Source organism: Microbacterium schleiferi (assembly GCF_015565955.1).
GTDB lineage: Bacteria > Actinomycetota > Actinomycetes > Actinomycetales > Microbacteriaceae > Microbacterium > Microbacterium schleiferi_A.
The window spans coordinates 876,267-893,814 of sequence record NZ_CP064760.1 but is presented as its reverse complement, the minus strand read 5'-3'; the positions used below and the strand labels follow the sequence as shown (position 1 = coordinate 893,814).

Here is a 17,548-nt window from a genome sequence, read left to right as displayed (position 1 = left end):
CGGTTGTCTGACATCTGCCCTCAAGGACAAGCAAGGATCAGGCGCCTGCCTTCTCACTCGCAGGTGCCGTTCTGCTGCAGCGACGCGTCGTCGAGCATCCGACCATCGATATCGAAGGTGGCGACGAGCTCGTCATCCGTCACGGACGCCGCCGTCAGCGTCGCCCCCGCCGGCAGGTATTGGGCGACGCAGATCTGCCAGTCCTGCAGGATCGGGTCGGCGAGCGATCCGAACTGGTCCCGGACGCCGTCTGCCGTGACCGCCAGGCCGCTGACCTGCAGGCTCTCGGGCCGCAGGACCAGCTCTCCCGCCTCCGCACTGGGGACCAGCGACAGCGACACCGGGATGCCGAATCCGAACAGGGAGAGCTCGGTGCCGACGACGATCGTCGGGTCTTCGAGGGTCAGATCGACGATGTCGATCTGCGCGACACTGTCGGTGAGCGCGGCGACTTGGCTCTGATCGAGGGTCACCGTCGCGACTCCGGCGCCGACGGTGTACGGGGCTGTCGTGCTCACGCCGCGGAGGGCGACATCGACATCCGCCGTCGTCGGGCCGAGCGGCACATTATCGGAGGACAGTCGGAGATCGTCGAGGCTCCCGGTGAGCAGCTGGAGAGTGAGCGGCCCCTCGATCGACACCTCGACGGGCTGATCCGCGGGCAGATCCAGCCCCGTGCGCACCTGACCGGCGATGCCTGCCTCGATCGAGGACCGCACAACGGTCTCGACGATGACGACCACGACAACGAGGATGACGACCAGGACCGCCGCTGCAGCAACGAGCCAGGGCCAGACCCGGCGACGCTTCTTCGGCTCGTCCGGCACCGCGAGCACCCACCCCGCGCGCAGGTCCGGGAGCGGGTCGGTGGGGTGCTCGGCATCCGTCATGGGTTACATCCGTTCCGGGGCCCCGACGCCCAGCAGGGTCAGACCGTTGCGCAGTACCTGGCCGGTGGCATCGTTGAGCCACAGTCGCGTCTGATGGACCGGCTCGATCGGGTCGTCACCGAGCGGGATCACGCGGCAGTTGTCGTACCAGCGGTGGTACAGGCCGGCGAGCTCTTCGAGATAGCGGGCGATGCGGTGCGGCTCGCGGACCTCGGCCGCGAACGCGACGGTGCGGGGGAACTCCTGTAGGGCGCCCAGCAGCGCCGACTCGGTTTCGTGCGTCAGCGTCTCGGGGGCGAACACGCTGCGCTCGACGCCCGCCGCGGCAGCGTTGCGACCGACATTGTGCGTGCGAGCATGCGCATACTGCACGTAGAAGACGGGGTTGTCGTTCGTACGCTTCTGCAGGATGTCGAGGTCGATGTCGAGGTTCGAGTCGGCGGAGCTCCGGGTGAGGGCGTAGCGCGCGGCATCCACCCCGACGGCCTCGACGAGGTCTTCGAGGGTCACGACGGTCCCGGCGCGCTTGGACATGCGAACCGGCTGTCCCTCGCGGAGCAGATTCACCATCTGGCCGATGAGGATCTGCAGGTTCACGTACGGCTCGTCACCGAATGCCGCGCACATCGCCATCAGCCGCTTGACGTAGCCGTGGTGATCGGCGCCGAGCATGATGATGCAGCGGTTGAAGCCCCGTTCGCGCTTGTCGAGGTAGTAGGCGAGGTCCCCCGAGATGTAGGCGGGCTTGCCGTCGCTCTTGATCACGACGCGGTCTTTGTCGTCGCCGAACTCCGTTGAACGCAACCAGATCGCGCCGTCGGCTTCGTAGATGTGGCCGAGCTCACGCAGCCGGTCAACAGCCCGGGTGACCGCTCCGGACGCATGGAGATCGTTCTCGTGGAAGTACACGTCGAAGTCGACGCCGAACTCGTGCAGGCTCTGCTTGATCTCGTCGAACATGAACCCGACGCCGAGCTCCCGGAACGCCTCTTGCTTGGCATCGGCATCCAGGGCTGCGATGTCGCCGTCGTAGGCATCCGAAACCCGTGCGGCGATGTCGGCGATGTAGGCGCCGCCGTACCCGTCTTCGGGAGCCGGCCGCCCCTCGGCTGCCGCAACGAGACTGCGGGCGAACCGGTCGATCTGGGCGCCGTGATCGTTGAAGTAGTACTCACGCGTCACGCTCGCGCCCTGCGAGGCGAGGATGCGGGCCAGAGCGTCGCCGACCGCCGCCCATCGGGTGCCCCCGATGTGGATCGGTCCGGTGGGGTTCGCCGATACGAACTCCAGGTTGATCACCTGGTCGCCCAGCGCCGTTGAGGATCCGAACGCGGTTCCCGCGTCCACGATCGTCTTCGCGAGGGAGCCTGCCGCCGCGGCATCCAGCCGGATGTTGATGAACCCCGGGCCTGCCACCTCGACGCTTGCGACACCGTCGACCTGTGCCAGGCCGGCCGCGACCTCGGCGGCGAACTCGCGCGGGTTCACCCCGAGCTTCTTCGCGAGCTTGAGCGCAGCGTTCGAGGCCCAGTCGCCGTGTTCGCGGTTCTTGGGTCGCTCCAGCGGGAGGTCTGCAACGGTGAGATCGGATGCCGCGCCGTCGCGGCGACCCTCGGCGAGGGGCGTGATGACGGCAAGAAGAGCGGCGGAGAGGGCATCGGGGTTCATGGCCGATCCAGTCTAGGCGCCGCCGCCGTGCCCCTCCCTCGCGCCGTCCCTCCCCCGCGCCGCTTGCCCGCCGTCCGTCCCTGACCGCGTGAGACACAGCGTGGCGCGAGAGACGGACCGGTGTCGCTCGCGCCAGGTTGTGTCTCACCCCGGCATCGGGCGGATCAGGCGAGGTGCACGAGAGAGGTGAAGTCGTCGGATGCTTCGGGAGCCGTGTCGGGGTTGGATGCTCCGGCATCCGTGTCGGGGCCTGCGAGGCGGGCATCCACGCGCATCCGGTCGAGGCTCAGGTTGCCGCCGTGGTAGCTGAGGAAGGCGCAGTCGGCGGCATCCCGCCCCGTTGCGATACGGACGAGGGAACGCCGGTCGGCCAGTCGCGTTGCGTCGATGACATACCAGGCGCCGTCGAGGTAGGCCTCGGCGACGGCGTGGAAGTCCATCGGATCGAGACCTGGCGCGTAGCAGGCCGTATACCGGGCGGGAACGTCCATGGCACGCAGCAGCGCGATGACCAGGTGCGCGTAGTCGCGGCATACGCCCTGGCCGGTCATGAGGGTCGTGACTGCCGAGTCGGTGCCCAGACTCAGGCCCGGCGTGTACGTGACGGTTTCCGAGACGAACTCCGACACCGCCAGCAGCAGATCCTCGCCGCCGATCCCGCGGAACTGCCGACGGGCCTGCGAGAACACCTCGTCGGACTGGGCGTACCGACTCGGACGCAAATAGGTGATGGCCTCGAGGTCGCTCGTGGCCCGCGCTGTCAGTTGCTCGTCCACGACCGCGTCGTAGCGAACTTCGAGGACACCCGGCTCGCCGCAGAAGCGGTGCAGGCGGCTGCCCGTCTGGTCGATGATCTCGATCGGGGTGTAGACGCGGTCACCCTGCGAGAAGGTCAGATTTTCGCTGAGGACGGGGGCATGCTGCGCAACGGCGATCTGGAAAATCAGGTCGATGGATGCCCCGAGTTCCAGGTCCAGTTCGGCGGTCACGATGCGATGCACCGGAGTATCCTCGCACGCCTGGAAGTCCACCGGATGACGCGTCCGGCTGCCCCGCTCGTGCGAGGGTCAGGGTGTGCCTGGCGCGCGGTGGTAATCTCGATCGGTACGCCTCCGTAGCTCAGGGGATAGAGCGTTGGTTTCCGGTACCAAAGGTCGCAGGTTCGATTCCTGTCGGGGGCACGTTATCGAAGAAGGGACCGTCCGAAGGGCGGTCCCTTCTTCGATCTCTACACCCTCCGTCAGGCGGGCCCCTGCCGCCGGAGGCTCCGCGCGGCGCGTAGCGGCGCGTAGCGGCGCGTGGAGTGGCGGTAGGGCGCGGGGGCACGTTATCGAAGAAGGGACCGTCCGAAGGGCGGTCCCTTCTTCGATCTCTACACCCTCCGTCAGGCGGGCCCCTGCCGCCCGAGGCTCCGCGCGACGCATCCGGCGCGTGGAGTGGCGGTAGGGCGCGGGGGCACGTTATCGAAGAAGGGACCGTCCGAAGGGCGGTCCCTTTCTTCGATCTCTACACCACCCGTCAGGCGGGCCCCTGCCGCCGGGGGCACGCGGGCAGGCATCCGGAATGTAGGAGATGTCCCGAGCGTCGGATGATTCGGCCCCGATCCGTCCTCCGCCGGCGATAGCGCCTACGGTCGTGTTGCGCCGCCGCGGCGCCCACGCACGCGCGGAAAGCTCTTCCGCTGCCGTGACTGCGCCGATAGCCTGCCCCCGACGACACTCGGGGAGAGACCATGGCCAATCTATTCAGCAGGCACGCGCACGACGTCTTCGAGACGGGGTTCTACAGCGAGGACTTCGACTTCGAAGTGCGGATCCAGCTCGGACAGGCCCCCTACGGCGGATCCGATGTCGGGGAGGTCCTGCGGACGATCGCCGACGTGAAGGACGGGGACCACGAGGGCTGGTACCACGCGTGGAGTGCGCTCGGCGAGCGCCTCACGAGTCAGGCCGCCGCCTCAGCGGATGCCGGGCACCGCGCCAGCGCAGCGTCGGCGTACCTGCGAGCAGCGAACGCCTACGCCCCCGCCGTCAACGCCGCAGCAGCGTTGGGGACACAGACCTCCTGCAGCGGGCCTTCCGGGCGCACCGCACCGCCTGGGATGCGTTCGTCGATCGCGCGCCGTACCCCGCCGAACGCGTCGCGATCCCCTACGAGAACACCACGATGCCGGGATACTTCTTCACGGCGAACACGGATGACCAGAAGGCGCCGACCCTGATCCTGGTCAACGGCAGCGATGGCTCCATCAGCAGCATGTGGGCTACCGGCGGCCTCGGCGGGCTGCAACGCGGCTACAACGTCCTGATGTTCGACGGTCCCGGCCAGCAGTCGATGCTGTTCGACCACGAGATCCCGTTCCGGTACGACTGGGAGGCCGTGATCACCCCGGTCGTTGATGCGTTGGTTGCTCGAGACGACGTGGATGCTGACCGCATCGCCGCGTACGGCATCAGCCAGTCCGGATATTGGCTCCCCCGCGCTCTGGCGTTCGAGCACCGGATCGCGGCGGCCGTCGCCGATCCCGGGGTCGTCGATGTTTCGCAGTCGTGGCGCGCCGGCATCCCGAAGTCCGAGATGGAACTGGTCGAGAAGGGTGAGAAGGAGAAGTTCGACCGCGGGATGGAGATGGCCCTGCGCTACTCGAAGTCCGTCTCGCGCCTCTGGAACTTCCGCGCTCGACCCTTCGGCAAGCAGAGCCCCTACGACACGATGGTCGAGATGCTGCGCTACCGCCTGGAGCCCGAGGATGCCGCCAAGATCACGACGCCACTGCTGGTCACCTCTCCCGAGAAGGAGCAGTTCTGGCCGGGCCAGTCCGAGCAGCTCGCCGCGATGGTGCCGGATGCGACGCTGCAACCATTCACGGCTGACGAAGGCGCCGACTACCACTGCCAGCCGCTGGCGCGCCTACTCACCGACGAGCGGATGTTCGACTGGCTCGACGCTCGCCTCGGGCGCTGAGCGCCGCATCCGCAGGGTAGGAGAAATCACCACCGCAGGATGAACCTGGACTGATTCGTCCTACCTCGGGGATTTCTCCGACGCCCGGGATGAGGGGCGGGGCACCTCCCCGATCAGGGCAGGACGATCTCGAAGTCCGGGTCGCCCGGTTCGAGCACGGCGGCCAGCTGCTCGAACACGCGCATGTCGCCCTCCACCTCGATACCGGGGCTCGTGCGGTCTCCCCCGAGGAGGGCGAGCAGGCGCAGCTTCGGCATCCGCAGCACGAGCGGAGCGTCAGCCGGCGCCTGCCGCGGGACGTACACGAGCACGCCGTTTCGCAGCGTCACCCGGTAGGTCACGTCCAGGTCGGTGAAGACGAGGTCGAACGCAAGGTCCAGGTCCCACGCGGCGGGCCCGTTCACCGAGATCGCGAGCGAGTCCAGCAACTGCTCGGGCGAGAGTTGCGCGACGATGGAGGGCGCGTTCGGGTTCGTCGGGGTACCGAAGCTCCCCGATTCCAGCTCCGTCGCCCGGAGAGGAAGAAGTTGCGCCAGGTGCCGTTCTCGGACCCGTATCCGAGCTGGCGCAGCGTCGCGGCGTACAGCTCCCGGACGCCGGCGTGCTCCGCATCAACGAAGACGGCGTGATCGAGCAGGGTCGCCGCCCACCGGAAGTCGCCCGCGTCGTACGCTGCCTGCGCGAGCTCAACGACCCTGTCAACGCCGCCGAGCGCCGCGACGTACCGCTCCGCGAGCGCTGCGGGCGGATGCTGCCACAGACGTGCCGGATTCCCGTCGAACCAGCCCATGTAGCGCTGGTAGATCGCCTTGACGTTGTGACTGACCGAGCCGTAATACCCGCGGGCGTTCCACGCGTTCTCGAGCGCGGGAGGCAGCTGGATCACCTCGGCGATCTCCGCTCCCGTCATGCCCTGGTTCAGCATTCGCAGCGTCTGGTCGTGGAGGTAGGCATAGAGGTCGCGCTGCGTCGAGAGGAACTCGACAATCTCGTCGCGCCCCCACGTCGGCCAGTGGTGGGAGGCGAAGACGACATCGGATGCCTCACCCCACCGCTCGATCGCCTCGGTGAGGTACTGCGACCACACGTGGGGGTCGCGCACGAGCGCACCACGCAGCGTCAGGATGTTGTGCAGGTTGTGGGTAGCGTTCTCGGCCATGCACAGGGCTCGGTACCGCGGGAAGAAGAAGTGCATCTCCGCAGGCGCCTCGGTGCCCGGAGCCATCTGGAATTCGATGTCGACCCCGTCGATCGTGTGATGCTCCCCCGTCTGTCCGATCTCGAGGGTCGGGACGATCAGTCCCACCGACCCGGTCGAGGTGGTCTGGCCAAGCCCCGCCCCGACCTGACCGCGCGGGCCGCGAGCGAGCGCGGCTCCGTACATGTATCCGGCTCGACGCCCCATCGCGGTGCCGGCATACACGTTCTCGGCCACCGCGTGCGCCACGAGCCCCTCGGGCGCGATGATCTGGACCGCACCCCCATCGACCTCGTCCTGAGAGGTCACACCGAACACTCCGCCGAAGTGATCGACGTGACTGTGCGTGTAGATCACCGCGACGACCGGGCGCTCGCCCCGGTGCTCGCGGTAGAGCGCGAGGGCGGCGGCCGCAGTTTCTGCGGAGATGAGCGGGTCGATGACGATGACCCCGCTGTCTCCCTCGACGAATGTGATGTTCGACAGGTCGAAGCCGCGCACCTGATAGATCCCGGGGACGACCTCGAACAGCCCGTGCCTGGCCACCAACATCGACTGTCGCCACAGGCTCGGGTGCACGGATGCCGGTGGCTCGCCCTGCAGGAAGTTGTAGCTCTCGCCGTCCCAGACCACGCCACCCTCGGCATCCGTGATCAGGAGCGGGGCGAGAGTTCCGAGGAACCCGCGCTCAGCGGCGACGAGGTCCCGGTCGTCGGCGAACGGGAGCGTGGTCAGCGCGAGGGCGTGGGCATCGATGATGGCCGGGGCCGGGTCGAGGGAGTCACTCATGGCGCCAGCGTGACTCACGCCGCGCCGCCACGCAAGGGCCGACCCACCCAAACCCGAGGCGGAGCGTCAGACCAGAAACAGGTGGTCGAACAGTCCGGGGTTGTGGGCGTGGACAAGCACGGCGAAGACCACCGCGTCAAAGAGCAGGTGCACGGTCACCACATACGCGAGCGAGCGCGTGACGAGGAAGATGTAGCCCTGCAGCAGAGCGAACGGGATCGTCAGCAGCGGTCCCCACGCCTGGTAGCCGAGCTCCCACAGGAACGAGACGAACACGACGCCCTGTAGCAGGTTCGCGGTGACCGGATGCATGTGCCGCAGCAGCAGGACGAAGACCGTGCAGATGAAGAAGAGCTCGTCCCAGATCCCCACGGCGCCGACCCCGACGAACAGCCGGGCGATGAGGTCGGGAGTGTCCACGACCGGCCAGTTGAGATAGACCCCGGAGGTGATGAAGTAGAACGGCAGGATCAGCCAGCCGAGGATGAGAACGCCGACCAGCCACGTCCACTGAAACCAGCGCCAGCGACCACCGCCGCGCCAGGGGAACCCGATCGCCCGGTCCCGGTAGACGAACCGCGAGATGACGTAGGGCACCGCGACGGCGCCCCCCAGGGCGATCGCGAAACGCACGATCGCGAGGTTGTCGAGCTCGGCCTTGAGCGGAATCGCACTGACGATCAGCATCCCGATCGCGATGAGCGACAGGTCCCGCACGATCGACGGGGGCGCGAGACCACCCGGGCCGTCTCGAGCCGCGACCCTATTCGCACGGTCGGTCCGGCAGGTGCCGGCGCGAAACGCTCGACCAGGAGCGCGGCGATCATGCCGGCCGCCAGGAGTGTCCATCCCAGCCAGGGCATCAGTGCGACGAAGAACGCGGGAGCTGCCAGAACGATCAGCACGGCTGGCACGACGCGCCACGAGACCGCAGGAAGCCGCTGCGCGATCCCGTGCCCGGCGTCCGCGTCACTACTCACGTGCTCCGCCGGTAGGTGAGGTCTCGGATTTCCCGCCCGGCCCGCTCACCCTTTCGTTCGAAAGCCGTCAGCACGCGGCCACCGAAACGGGGTGCCCAGTCGCCCTCGAAGGCGCGGGTGAAGCCGGGCGCAGCATCCAGCACCGATCGCATCTGGTCGGCATAATCCTGCCAGTCGGTCGCGAGCCGCAGCACCCCGCCCGCATGCAGCACGGATGCCGCGAGCGCGGCGAACTCGGCGGTGACCAGGCGCCGCTTGGTGTGTTTCTTCTTGTGCCAGGGGTCGGGAAAGAAGATCCAGAGCTCATCGACCGAGGCTGGCGGGAGGAGGTGCTCGAGCACCTCGGGGGCGTTGGCCTCCACGAGACGGAGGTTCGAGAGCCCCGCCCGATCCGCATCCAGCATCGTCCGCGCGAGGCCCGCCCGGAAGACCTCGACGGCCAGGAAGTTCGCGTCGGACCGGGATGTCGCCGCGTGCACGATCGCGTGCCCCTGGCCCGACCCGATCTCGACGATCAGCGGCGCCGCGCGTCCCCACACCGCCGCGGGGTCGATGGTCGATCCCTCCCGGATGCTGGTGGATGCGGCATCCCGTTCCACGGGAATCAGCATCCGGGGACCAACCTCGGTCCACGCCCGCTGTTGGGCCTCCGACATCCTGCCGCTTCGGCGGACGAAAGAGACGGGCCGGTCACGAAAACCCGTCGAGCCGTCCTCGGAAGATGTCACAGCGGGCGCCCGACCGGTCACGGATATCCGATGGTCCACAGCAGGAACACGGCGACCACCTGCAGGCCCAGACACCCGACCAGGAGCCACTGCCGACGATGCTGTGTCGACGAGAAGCGTTCGTCACCGAGGAGGGGTGACAGCGGCATCATGAGGCGGAAGGTCGACTGCTGCGGCAGGAAGACGCCGAACAGGTACAGGCCGTAGCTTGCCGCGTAGGCCACAATCACCAGACCCAGCTTGCGCGTGGGCTTGGAGAACATCCACCAGGCGAACGCCGCCATGATCGCGAGAACCAGAAGGATGCCGAACACGTTGAGGTACGTGCCGAAGAACCGGAACCACGGCGTCAGGGGCACGAAGTCCCCGGTACCGACAAGCGGGATCCACCAGGCTGTCTCGGTACGAACGTAGGCGTGCGGAATGCCGGTGACGGCGTCCGCGATGGAGGTCCACGAGAGACCAGCCGCCGCGATGGCGATCCCGCTCGCGGCGAGACTCAGCCGCTGGGTCCAGGGGAACGGGTCGGTGCGGTGCTGCATCCATCGCACGACGAAGACGATCCCGAGGCCCAGCGCGAGGGCGAGGACGCCGGGCCGGGTGTACGCGGCCAGTACCCCCACCGGCAGGATCAGCAAATACTGGCGCCGGATCGCGAGGAGCAGGGCGGTGAACAGCAGCAGGAGGAACAGCGACTCGGCGTACGCGAGCACGTAGACGAACGAGAGCGGGGCGAAAGTGAAGAGCACGATGCCCCACCAGGCTGCCCGCGGAGTGGTCACCCGCCGCAGCAGCAGGAACAGCACGAGGGTCGCGCCGAGGCTGGCCGCGATGCTCACGATGACCCCGATGATGCCCTCGTTGACCCCGGTCAGATCGGAGCCCACGCGCTCGAGGAACGGCAAGACCGGCAGGAACGCCCAGTCGTTGGTCTGGACGATCCCCTCCTCCATCGGCAGGCGGATCGGATAACCGGTGCGCGCGATGTTGAGGTAGTGGTCGGCGTCCCATCCCGTGAGGAATGTCAGGAAGCTGCGCACGTGGATGCCGAACGGACCGAATCCGAGATCGGCAAGGCGCGACACCTCGAAGAACATCCAGAGAAGTCCGAGGTTGACGGCCCGGCCGAGCGCCCAGATTCCGACGACCTTCGTGAGGGTCCCGGAGGCGATGGGCTCGACGCCCACGCGCGGCGACGTCAGGTCGGCGAGCCAATCGCTCAGACCGCGAGGGACGCCTCGCCATCCCCGGGAGGAGGGGGCTCTCCGCGGGGAGAGCGCGACATCCTGTCGAGAGGTGGGAACCACTGCTGACCTTCCGCGCACACAAAAGGAGGCGAGCACGCCTCAGCCCAGTATGCCAGTCCCCGCGGCGGCCACCGATCCGCCAGCCCCGGCGGCACGATCGCCGCGGCGCTGTCGGTGACCTGATCTCAGGGCGCCGCCGTCACGTAGTCGATGAGTTCCTCGACGCGGCCCAGGAGCGAAGGTTCCAGGTCGCGATAGCTGCCCACCGCGCTGAGGATGCGGCGCCAGGCGCGGGCCAGATCGGCGGGCGTCTCGCTCGGCCAGCCCAGAGCGCGGCAGGTTCCGACCTTGATGTCGACGCCGCGCGGCACGGTCGGCCACGCTCGCAGGCCCAGCGAGGCGGGCCGCACGCACTGCCACACGTCGATCTCGGGGTGTCCGACGATGAGAAGGTTCGTGCCGTGCCGACCGCGCGTGATCTCCGCCGCAATGCGCGCCTCCTTCGAGCCCGGCACAAGATGGTCGACGAGGATGCCGTAGCGGCGGCGCTCCGAGGGCGGTTCCTCCTCGAGCATGGCCGCCAGGCGATCGATCCCTTCGAGGTACTCGACCACGACGCCCTCCGCGCGCAGGTCGTCTCCCCAAACCTTCTCCACCAGCTCGGCGTCGTGGCGCCCCTCGACCAGGATGCGGCTTGCCCGCGCAACCCGCGCCCGCTCGTCGGGGCCCGCGAACGAGCCGGATGCCGTCCGCTTCGGCTGCTGGGGGGCCACGGGCCGGTGCGCGACGAGGACGACGTGCGACCCCTCCACCAGAAACCCCGGGCCCAGCGGAAAACGGCGCCGGGCACCGAAGCGGTCTTCGAGCTCGACGGTCGCGGCATCCGCGTGTGTCACGGCACCGCAGAACCCGTCTGCCTGCACCTCGATGACCAGACCCCGCTCTGCCGGAACACGGGAGCTCTCGGTCCGGCCGTGACCGCGCCAGCCGCTCGCGAGTACGTCAGTTCCGTAGCGATCGTCCACCACCGCACCTGCCTTTCGGGCACTCACCCTACGACGCACGCTGTGAGGATCCGGTGCGCCTCGCGGAGCGCTTCCGCGAGGCCGTGCCCGATCAATAGGATCGAAGGGCGCGGGCTGTGGCGCACCGGGAGGGGAATCGATGCCGACTCGATGGTCGTTCGGGACGGTACTGAGCGCGGTGGCGGTCGCGGCACTGCTCTCCCTCACCGCCGCGCCCGCAAGCGCCACTGATCCGGTCACGCTCGGTGCTGGCTACGTCCTCGATGAGGTGGACGCGCTCAGCGCGGCCGACCAGCAGGCGGCGGACGCGCGATTGGCTGAGCTGTACGCGTCCACGGGTGTCGACCTGTACGCGGTGTTCGTCGACGAGTTCACGAATCCGTCGAACAGCCAGGAATGGGCCGATACGGTCGCCGAACGCAACGGCCTCGGGCCGAACCAGTACATCCTCGCGGTGGCGACCGAGTCGCGCCAGTTCTACACCTCCGCCGATGCAACCGGTCCCCTCAGCGAAGACCAGCTCCTGGCGATCGAGGCGGAGGTCAAGCCATACCTGAGCGACGGGGACTACCTCGGGGCCATCACGACAGCAGCCGATGGCGTGGAGTCCGCGCTGTCGGGAGGATCGGGCTCCGGGGGGTTCTTCACGGCCGTCCTGGTCCTCGTCGTGATCGCCGCCATCGGCGGACTGGTGTTCTGGCTGATCGTCCGCTCTCGCCGGAGGCGCGATGCCGATCTGCAAGCGGTGAGTCTCGACGAACTCGCTCGGCGCGCGGCGACCGCTCTGGTCGCGACCGACGATGCCATCACGACGAGCACGCAGGAACTCGGGTTCGCGCGTGCGCAGTTCGGTGATGCTGCGGCTGCCGAGTTCGAGAAGACGATCACCGCCGCGACGGCGAGCCTCACCGAAGCTTTCTCGCTCCAGCAGCGGCTGGACGATGCCGAGCCCGACACTGACGCCCAGATCCGAGAGTGGAACGTCGCCATCCTCGCCCTGTGCGAGAAGGCGAACACGGCGCTCGACGAGAAGGTTGCCGAGTTCGAGGCCCTGCGTGAACTCGAGCGCAACGCACCGCAGGCGATCGAGCGCATCGCGAAGGACCGTGACGACGCCGTCGCCCGACTGGACGATGCCGATCACGAACTATCCGAACTCGCGGCATCCTTCCACCCGGATGCCATCGCAACCGTCGCCGATAACGCCGAGCAGGCGCGTGAACGGATCGCCTTCGCGGATGCCGCACTCGCGTCGGCTCGCACCTCACTGGCTGCCGGCAAGACATCGGAGGCGGCAGTCAGCATCCGCGGCGCCGAGGATGCCGTGACCCAAGCCCTGCAGCTGGAACGCGCCGTCGACACCCTGGCCCGTGATCTGCGGCAGGCGGCGACGACTGCCCGGAGTGTGATGGCGGGCCTCGAAGCCGATATCGCGACCGCGCGAGCGCTTCCCGATCCCGACGGACGTCTGGCCGGTGTCGCAGCCAGCACGGCGCAACAGATCGAGTCCGCCCGTGCGCTTCTGGATGCTCCCCTGCAGCGTCCGCTTGCGGCGCTGCACGCACTCGAGGAAGCAGACCGGCAGATCGACACGGTCGTGCAGGCCGCGCGGGATGCTCAGGCTCAGGCGCAGCGGGCCCAGCAGGCGCTCGCCCAGGTCACGATGCAGGCAGGCGCTCAAATATCCGCGGCCGACGACTTCATCGCCGCCCGTCGCGGCGCCGTCGGCGCGCAGGCCCGCACCCGGCTGGCCGAAGCGCGCGCGAGTCTGGCAACGGCGCAGCAGATCCAGGTTTCCGACCCGGCGCAGGCCCTCCCGCACGCTCAGCGCGCCGAGCAGCTCGCCTCGCAGGCGATCCAGGCGGCTCAGCGCGATGTCGGAGCCTTCGACCCGGGTGGTTACGGCGGCTCCCGGGGCGGCGGATCGAACGGGATGATGGGCGCCGTCCTCGGCGGTATCGTCCTCAACTCTGTGCTCTCCGGCGGCGGATCGCGGCGCGGAGGGTTCGGCGGCTTCGGCGGAAGCTTCGGCGGCGGGAGCTTCGGCGGCGGCTCCCGGCGCGGCGGCTTCGGCGGCGGCGTATCACGCGGCGGCGGCTTCGGCGGCGGGGGCTCACGCGGGCGCCGCGGCGGGGGCCGCTTCTAGCAATCACGTTCATCGACCACCACTCACACTCCACACGGAAGGACACACCGATGGCAAAGCAGTCCATTTTCGGGCGTATCTCCACCCTCATGAAGGCGAACATCAACGCGATGCTCGACCAGGCCGAGGACCCGCAGAAGATGCTCGACCAGCTCGTGCGTGACTACACGAACAACATCGCCGATGCGGAAGCCGCGATCGCCGAGACGATCGGCAATCTGAGGCTCCTCGAGCGCGACCACCAGGAAGACCTGCAGTCGGCATCCGAGTGGGGCAACAAGGCTCTGGCTGCCAGCCGGAAGGCTGACGAGTTCCGCGCGAGCGGCGATGCCGTGGATGCCGACAAGTTCGACAACCTCGCCAAGGTCGCCCTGCAGCGGCAGATTGCGGCCGAGAACTCGGCGAAGGCCGCGGCCCCGCAGATCGCATCGCAGACCGAGGTCGTGAACAAGCTCAAAGACGGCCTGAACGGCATGAAGCAGAAGCTCGAGCAGCTCAAGGCCAAGTCGGCTGAGCTGGTCGCGCGTCAGAAGACCGCCGAGGCCCAGACGAAGGTCGTGGATGCCGTCAAGTCGATCGACGTGCTTGACCCGACGAGCGAACTCGGCCGCTTCGAAGAGAAGGTGCGCCGCCAGGAGGCGATCGCGCAGGGCAAGACCGAGCTCGCCGCCTCGAGCCTGGACGCCCAGTTCGAGAGCCTGGAAGACCTCGGCGAACTCACGGAGGTGGAGGCCCGATTGGCTGCCCTGAAGTCCGGCGGTGCTGCCAAGCCCGCCATCGAAGGCTGATCGAACAGCCCCATGGCTCATTTCGTCATCGCCCCGCAGTGGCAGGGTTCGGGGTCGGCTCGCGCTATGCAGCTCGTCGACGGCGCCGAAGCCATCGCGGGCGACCTCCCGGCTTCGGCCTGCACCCGCTTGGAGGTGCCGGTCGAAGCCGGTGAAAGCCTGGATACCGGCATCCGCCGCGCCAGTTCACTCGGTCGCATCCGCGAGCTCGTTCGGGATGCCGTGGCGAGCCAACCCGAGCCGGTGGTTGTCATCGGCGGGGATTGCGGCGTGAGCATCGGTGCGCTGGAAGCCGTCGCTGCCGAGGACGTCGCCCTGGTATGGCTCGATGCGCACGCCGACCTGAACACTCCCGAGTCCTCACCCAGCGGTGCGTTCCACGGCATGGTGCTGCGCGCCGCGCTCGGAGACGGCGCCGAGCGTCTCCGTCTTTCCCGCGGCGTCCTGACTCCCGATCGGGTGGTGCTGGCAGGCACCCGGGAGCTCGACGACGCCGAACGGCAGTTCATCGATGAGAACGACATCTCCCTCGTGCCGCCCGAGCGCCTCGCCGACCCGGAGGCCCTGATCGCGGCGATCTCCGCGACCGGGGCGGCACGGGTCTACCTGCACATCGACCTCGATGTCTTCGACCCCTCCGCCGTGACAGGGGTGTCGTTTCCGGTGCCGTTCGGCCCGGATGCCGGCGCCGTCATCGCCGCAGTCCGAGCTGTCCGTGATCGCTTTCCGCTTGCCGGGGCGACCATCGCCGAGTTCTCCCCGTCCTCCCCCGATGCCGCGATCGACGACATGCCGACGATTCTGCGTCTTCTCGGAGCCGTGGCGTGAGCCCGATCCCGATGCCGCCCGCCGGGTGGGAGGCAGCCGCCGACCGCGCCGTCGCCCGCGGCCGCGCCCTGGATCGGTGGCTCCCGCTGCTGGACTCGCCTCTCTCCCGAGCGGGGGCCGTGGTCGGAACCGCCATCGGGTTCACGTGGGGGTTTCTCTGGAGCACCGGACGGATACGGCGACACCGCGGCCGGGACGGCACCGTGCTGTATGTCTTCCGCGGCATGCCGTCCTGGACCTTCCCGCGCGGCGGGGTGTGCGTCGGCTCCTGCTACCTCACCGCGACCAATGACGGCGCCCGGGTGCTGCGGCACGAGCTCGTGCACGCGCGTCAGTGGCGCCGGTACGGGATGCTCATGCCGCTGCTGTACCAGCTGTCGGGGCGCAATCCGATCCGCAATCGTTTCGAGATCGAGGCGGGACTCGCCGACGGCAACTACATCCCCCGCCGGCGGGCTGCCGAGGCGCTCACTCCGTGAGGGCGGCATCCAGCGAGACGAGCTCGTCATCGCTCATGCCGTGAGCCCGCAGGTAGTCTCGCGGCGACCCATAGGTCGCATCCAGGCTCTCCAGCATCCTGGCCATCACCGCGGCGGGTGACTTGGTCGCCAGTTCCTCGAGGTTGGCGGCATCCGGGTGGAACTGACGGATCCGCGCCACCACATCGCGATTGCGTGACGCCGGCAAGAGTGCTTCCGTGCGGGCATAGTCGGCGATCACGGCGTCACGGTCCACGCCCGCGGCGGCGAGGGTGATGGCCACGGTGACGCCGGTGCGGTCTTTTCCGACGGTGCAATGCACCAGGACCGGCTGGTCGGCGATGACGCCGCGCACGACCTCGACGACGCGCGCGGCGGAGTCGTCGACCAACCGCCGGTACATCTCGGTCAGTGGAACATCCTCGACGAAGAACGACGCGACCGAGCCCAGAAACAGCGGCACCCGCTGAACGACAAGGGCGCGGTCGTCGAACCTGCTGGGTGCACCGGCGACTTCGGTGTCGTCGCGCAGGTCGATCACGCGACGGATCCCGAGGCCGGAGAATGCACGGATGCCGTCCTCGTCGAGTCGCGCCAGATTGCCCGACCGGTAGAGCACGCCCGTGCGGGTCCTCCCCGAACCAGCAGAAAGTCCGCCGGTGTCCCGGAAGTTGATGGCGCCGGAGATGTCGAGAGTGCTCACGTTCTTCGAGCCTATCTGCGTCGCGTGACTCCCACCTGTGCGCAGGCTGTCGTCGTCCCCACGCGAGGGGGCCAGAATGGGGTCATCCCCCGCAACCGAGGACGGACGGCGATGACCACCTCTGACGACGAATTCCGCTTCCTGGCCACCGATGCCCGTGACGTCGGCGTGACCGGGGATCTCCCTCGGGTCGAGCGCATGTCGCTGACCCTCGAGGACGGACGCAGCCTGAGCGCGCTGCGGTTCGGCGACGCGCCTCCGGCGGTCACGTTCGTGCACGGCGCAGGACTGAACGCACACACCTGGGACTCGACGATCCTCGCGCTCGGGCTTCCCGCCCTCGCGATCGATCTGCCCGGGCACGGCGACTCGTCGTGGCGAACCGATGCCGCCTACACGGCGACAAACCTCGCGCCCGATGTCGCGACGGGTATCCGGGCGTGGGCATCGGGGCCGCAACTGGTCGTCGGACACTCGCTCGGCGGACTGACCGGCGCCGCATTGGCGGCATCCGCTCCCGAACTCGTCGCGCAGCTGATCATGGTCGACATCACTCCGGGCATCGATCCGAACGCGGGAGCGGCGCAGATCCGGGCTTTTTTTGCAGGTCCGACCGACTGGGCGAGCCGCGACGAGATGGTCGATCGGGCGATGGCCTTCGGTCTCGGGGGCGGAACCCGCGAGAAGACCGAGCGGGGCGTGTACCTGAACTCGCGGGTGCGCGAAGACGGACGGGTGGAATGGAAGCACCACTTCGCTCACCTGGCAGCGGCGCTCGCGGCGGCGCCCGAGGTTGCCGCGCAGGTCGATGCGCAGCAGGACGCCCTCTCCGAGATTCTCTCCACCACGGGATGGAACGACGTCGCCGCCGTGGCTGCGCCGCTCACGCTCATCCGCGGGGAGCACGGCTTTGTCACCGCCGAGGACGCGGCAGAGTTCATGGGGCGCCGACCGGATGCCGTTCTCGTCGCTCTCCCGACCGGTCATAACGTGCACGAGGAGGCGCCGAGGTCGCTCGCCGGGACGATCGCCGAGCTGGGAGACACCCGGCAACGATGACGTTACGTTCGCCCCTCGATGAGGGGAACAGAGCCACCGGACCCTAGAGTTATCTA

At 68.5% G+C, this 17,548-nt stretch carries 18 protein-coding genes and 1 tRNA gene; 8 read left to right on the top strand and 11 right to left on the bottom strand.

The window, feature by feature from the left end:
- Positions 1–53 precede the first annotated feature (53 nt).
- The 3 genes from IT882_RS04160 to IT882_RS04150 all read right to left on the bottom strand — a co-directional run bounded on the left by IT882_RS04160 (position 54) and on the right by IT882_RS04150 (position 3,559).
- Positions 54–890, bottom strand: coding sequence for a DUF2993 domain-containing protein (locus IT882_RS04160; RefSeq protein ID WP_195693288.1), 837 nt, complete (start codon positions 888–890; stop codon positions 54–56).
- Positions 891–893: 3 nt separating this feature from the next.
- Positions 894–2,558 carry an arginine--tRNA ligase gene (gene argS / locus IT882_RS04155; protein WP_195693287.1) on the bottom strand — a complete coding sequence of 555 codons (1,665 nt, stop codon included), beginning with the start codon at positions 2,556–2,558 and terminating at the stop codon, positions 894–896.
- Positions 2,559–2,722: 164 nt separating this feature from the next.
- On the bottom strand, positions 2,723–3,559 hold the full coding sequence (locus tag IT882_RS04150; RefSeq protein WP_195693286.1) for a transglutaminase-like domain-containing protein: 837 nt from the start codon (positions 3,557–3,559) through the stop codon (positions 2,723–2,725).
- A gap of 107 nt (positions 3,560–3,666) precedes the next feature.
- Between IT882_RS04150 and IT882_RS04145 the strand changes: the two genes are divergently transcribed.
- The 3 genes from IT882_RS04145 to IT882_RS16300 all read left to right on the top strand — a co-directional run bounded on the left by IT882_RS04145 (position 3,667) and on the right by IT882_RS16300 (position 5,522).
- Positions 3,667–3,739 (top strand) — tRNA-Arg (locus IT882_RS04145).
- Positions 3,740–4,290: 551 nt separating this feature from the next.
- Positions 4,291–4,779 (top strand): hypothetical protein, encoded by a 489-nt coding sequence (locus IT882_RS16305; protein WP_229382298.1) that lies wholly within the window; start codon positions 4,291–4,293, stop codon positions 4,777–4,779.
- A complete protein-coding gene (locus tag IT882_RS16300) occupies positions 4,725–5,522 on the top strand; it encodes an alpha/beta hydrolase family protein (protein ID WP_229382297.1) in 798 nt (265 codons plus the stop codon). The genes IT882_RS16305 and IT882_RS16300 overlap by 55 nt, the downstream gene beginning before the upstream one ends.
- 113 nt (positions 5,523–5,635) lie before the next feature.
- On the opposite strand, the gene IT882_RS16295 is transcribed toward IT882_RS16300, so the two are convergent.
- The 7 genes from IT882_RS16295 to IT882_RS04115 form a co-directional block, all read right to left on the bottom strand.
- A complete protein-coding gene (locus IT882_RS16295; RefSeq protein ID WP_229382296.1) occupies positions 5,636–5,950 on the bottom strand; it encodes an alkyl sulfatase C-terminal domain-containing protein in 315 nt (104 codons plus the stop codon).
- On the bottom strand, positions 5,923–7,509 hold the full coding sequence (locus IT882_RS04135) for an alkyl/aryl-sulfatase (protein ID WP_229382295.1): 1,587 nt from the start codon (positions 7,507–7,509) through the stop codon (positions 5,923–5,925). The genes IT882_RS16295 and IT882_RS04135 overlap by 28 nt, the downstream gene beginning before the upstream one ends.
- A gap of 66 nt (positions 7,510–7,575) precedes the next feature.
- Positions 7,576–8,226, bottom strand: a complete 651-nt coding sequence (locus IT882_RS04130; protein WP_229382294.1) for a CPBP family intramembrane glutamic endopeptidase — start codon at positions 8,224–8,226, stop codon at positions 7,576–7,578.
- Entirely contained in the window at positions 8,190–8,489 is a 300-nt protein-coding gene (locus tag IT882_RS16290) for a hypothetical protein (protein ID WP_229382293.1), read from the bottom strand. The genes IT882_RS04130 and IT882_RS16290 overlap by 37 nt, the downstream gene beginning before the upstream one ends.
- Positions 8,486–9,145, bottom strand: a complete 660-nt coding sequence (gene trmB / locus IT882_RS04125) for a tRNA (guanosine(46)-N7)-methyltransferase TrmB (RefSeq protein WP_229382292.1) — start codon at positions 9,143–9,145, stop codon at positions 8,486–8,488. Before trmB ends, IT882_RS16290 begins: the two co-directional genes overlap by 4 nt.
- 89 nt (positions 9,146–9,234) lie before the next feature.
- Entirely contained in the window at positions 9,235–10,404 is a 1,170-nt protein-coding gene (locus tag IT882_RS04120; RefSeq protein ID WP_195693284.1) for a hypothetical protein, read from the bottom strand.
- Between the two features lie 245 nt (positions 10,405–10,649).
- Positions 10,650–11,489: a DUF3097 domain-containing protein gene (locus IT882_RS04115; protein ID WP_195693283.1), complete on the bottom strand. Its 840-nt coding sequence runs from the start codon at positions 11,487–11,489 to the stop codon at positions 10,650–10,652.
- Between the two features lie 139 nt (positions 11,490–11,628).
- Here IT882_RS04115 and IT882_RS04110 point away from each other — a divergent pair, with 139 nt between their 5' ends.
- Genes IT882_RS04110 through IT882_RS04095 form a run of 4 tightly spaced genes read left to right on the top strand, consistent with a single transcriptional unit; the run spans position 11,629 to position 15,730 of the window.
- Positions 11,629–13,635: a TPM domain-containing protein gene (locus IT882_RS04110; protein ID WP_195693282.1), complete on the top strand. Its 2,007-nt coding sequence runs from the start codon at positions 11,629–11,631 to the stop codon at positions 13,633–13,635.
- Between the two features lie 50 nt (positions 13,636–13,685).
- Positions 13,686–14,423, top strand: a complete 738-nt coding sequence (locus tag IT882_RS04105) for a PspA/IM30 family protein (RefSeq protein ID WP_195693281.1) — start codon at positions 13,686–13,688, stop codon at positions 14,421–14,423.
- A 12-nt stretch (positions 14,424–14,435) separates the two neighbouring features.
- Positions 14,436–15,251: an arginase family protein gene (locus tag IT882_RS04100; RefSeq protein ID WP_195693280.1), complete on the top strand. Its 816-nt coding sequence runs from the start codon at positions 14,436–14,438 to the stop codon at positions 15,249–15,251.
- Positions 15,248–15,730: a Fe-S oxidoreductase gene (locus tag IT882_RS04095; protein ID WP_229382291.1), complete on the top strand. Its 483-nt coding sequence runs from the start codon at positions 15,248–15,250 to the stop codon at positions 15,728–15,730. Before IT882_RS04100 ends, IT882_RS04095 begins: the two co-directional genes overlap by 4 nt.
- On the opposite strand, the gene IT882_RS04090 is transcribed toward IT882_RS04095, so the two are convergent.
- Entirely contained in the window at positions 15,720–16,433 is a 714-nt protein-coding gene (locus IT882_RS04090; RefSeq protein WP_195693279.1) for a tyrosine-protein phosphatase, read from the bottom strand. The two genes, IT882_RS04095 and IT882_RS04090, sit on opposite strands and share 11 nt — an antisense overlap.
- Positions 16,434–16,544: 111 nt before the next feature.
- Between IT882_RS04090 and IT882_RS04085 the strand changes: the two genes are divergently transcribed.
- Positions 16,545–17,492: an alpha/beta fold hydrolase gene (locus IT882_RS04085; protein ID WP_195693278.1), complete on the top strand. Its 948-nt coding sequence runs from the start codon at positions 16,545–16,547 to the stop codon at positions 17,490–17,492.
- Positions 17,493–17,548 lie beyond the last annotated feature (56 nt).

Bases quoted from the DNA above. Each gene is read 5' to 3' on its own strand.
- IT882_RS04110 (WP_195693282.1), top strand. From the start codon at position 11,629: ATGCCGACTCGATGGTCGTTCGGGACGGTACTGAGCGCGGTGGCGGTC.
- IT882_RS16300 (WP_229382297.1), top strand. From the start codon at position 4,725: ATGCCGGGATACTTCTTCACGGCGAACACGGATGACCAGAAGGCGCCG.
- IT882_RS04135 (WP_229382295.1), bottom strand. From the start codon at position 7,509: ATGAGTGACTCCCTCGACCCGGCCCCGGCCATCATCGATGCCCACGCC.
- IT882_RS16305 (WP_229382298.1), top strand. From the start codon at position 4,291: ATGGCCAATCTATTCAGCAGGCACGCGCACGACGTCTTCGAGACGGGG.
- IT882_RS04100 (WP_195693280.1), top strand. From the start codon at position 14,436: ATGGCTCATTTCGTCATCGCCCCGCAGTGGCAGGGTTCGGGGTCGGCT.
- IT882_RS04085 (WP_195693278.1), top strand. From the start codon at position 16,545: ATGACCACCTCTGACGACGAATTCCGCTTCCTGGCCACCGATGCCCGT.
- IT882_RS04160 (WP_195693288.1), bottom strand. From the start codon at position 890: ATGACGGATGCCGAGCACCCCACCGACCCGCTCCCGGACCTGCGCGCG.
- trmB (WP_229382292.1), bottom strand. From the start codon at position 9,145: ATGTCGGAGGCCCAACAGCGGGCGTGGACCGAGGTTGGTCCCCGGATG.
- IT882_RS04105 (WP_195693281.1), top strand. From the start codon at position 13,686: ATGGCAAAGCAGTCCATTTTCGGGCGTATCTCCACCCTCATGAAGGCG.
- argS (WP_195693287.1), bottom strand. From the start codon at position 2,558: ATGAACCCCGATGCCCTCTCCGCCGCTCTTCTTGCCGTCATCACGCCC.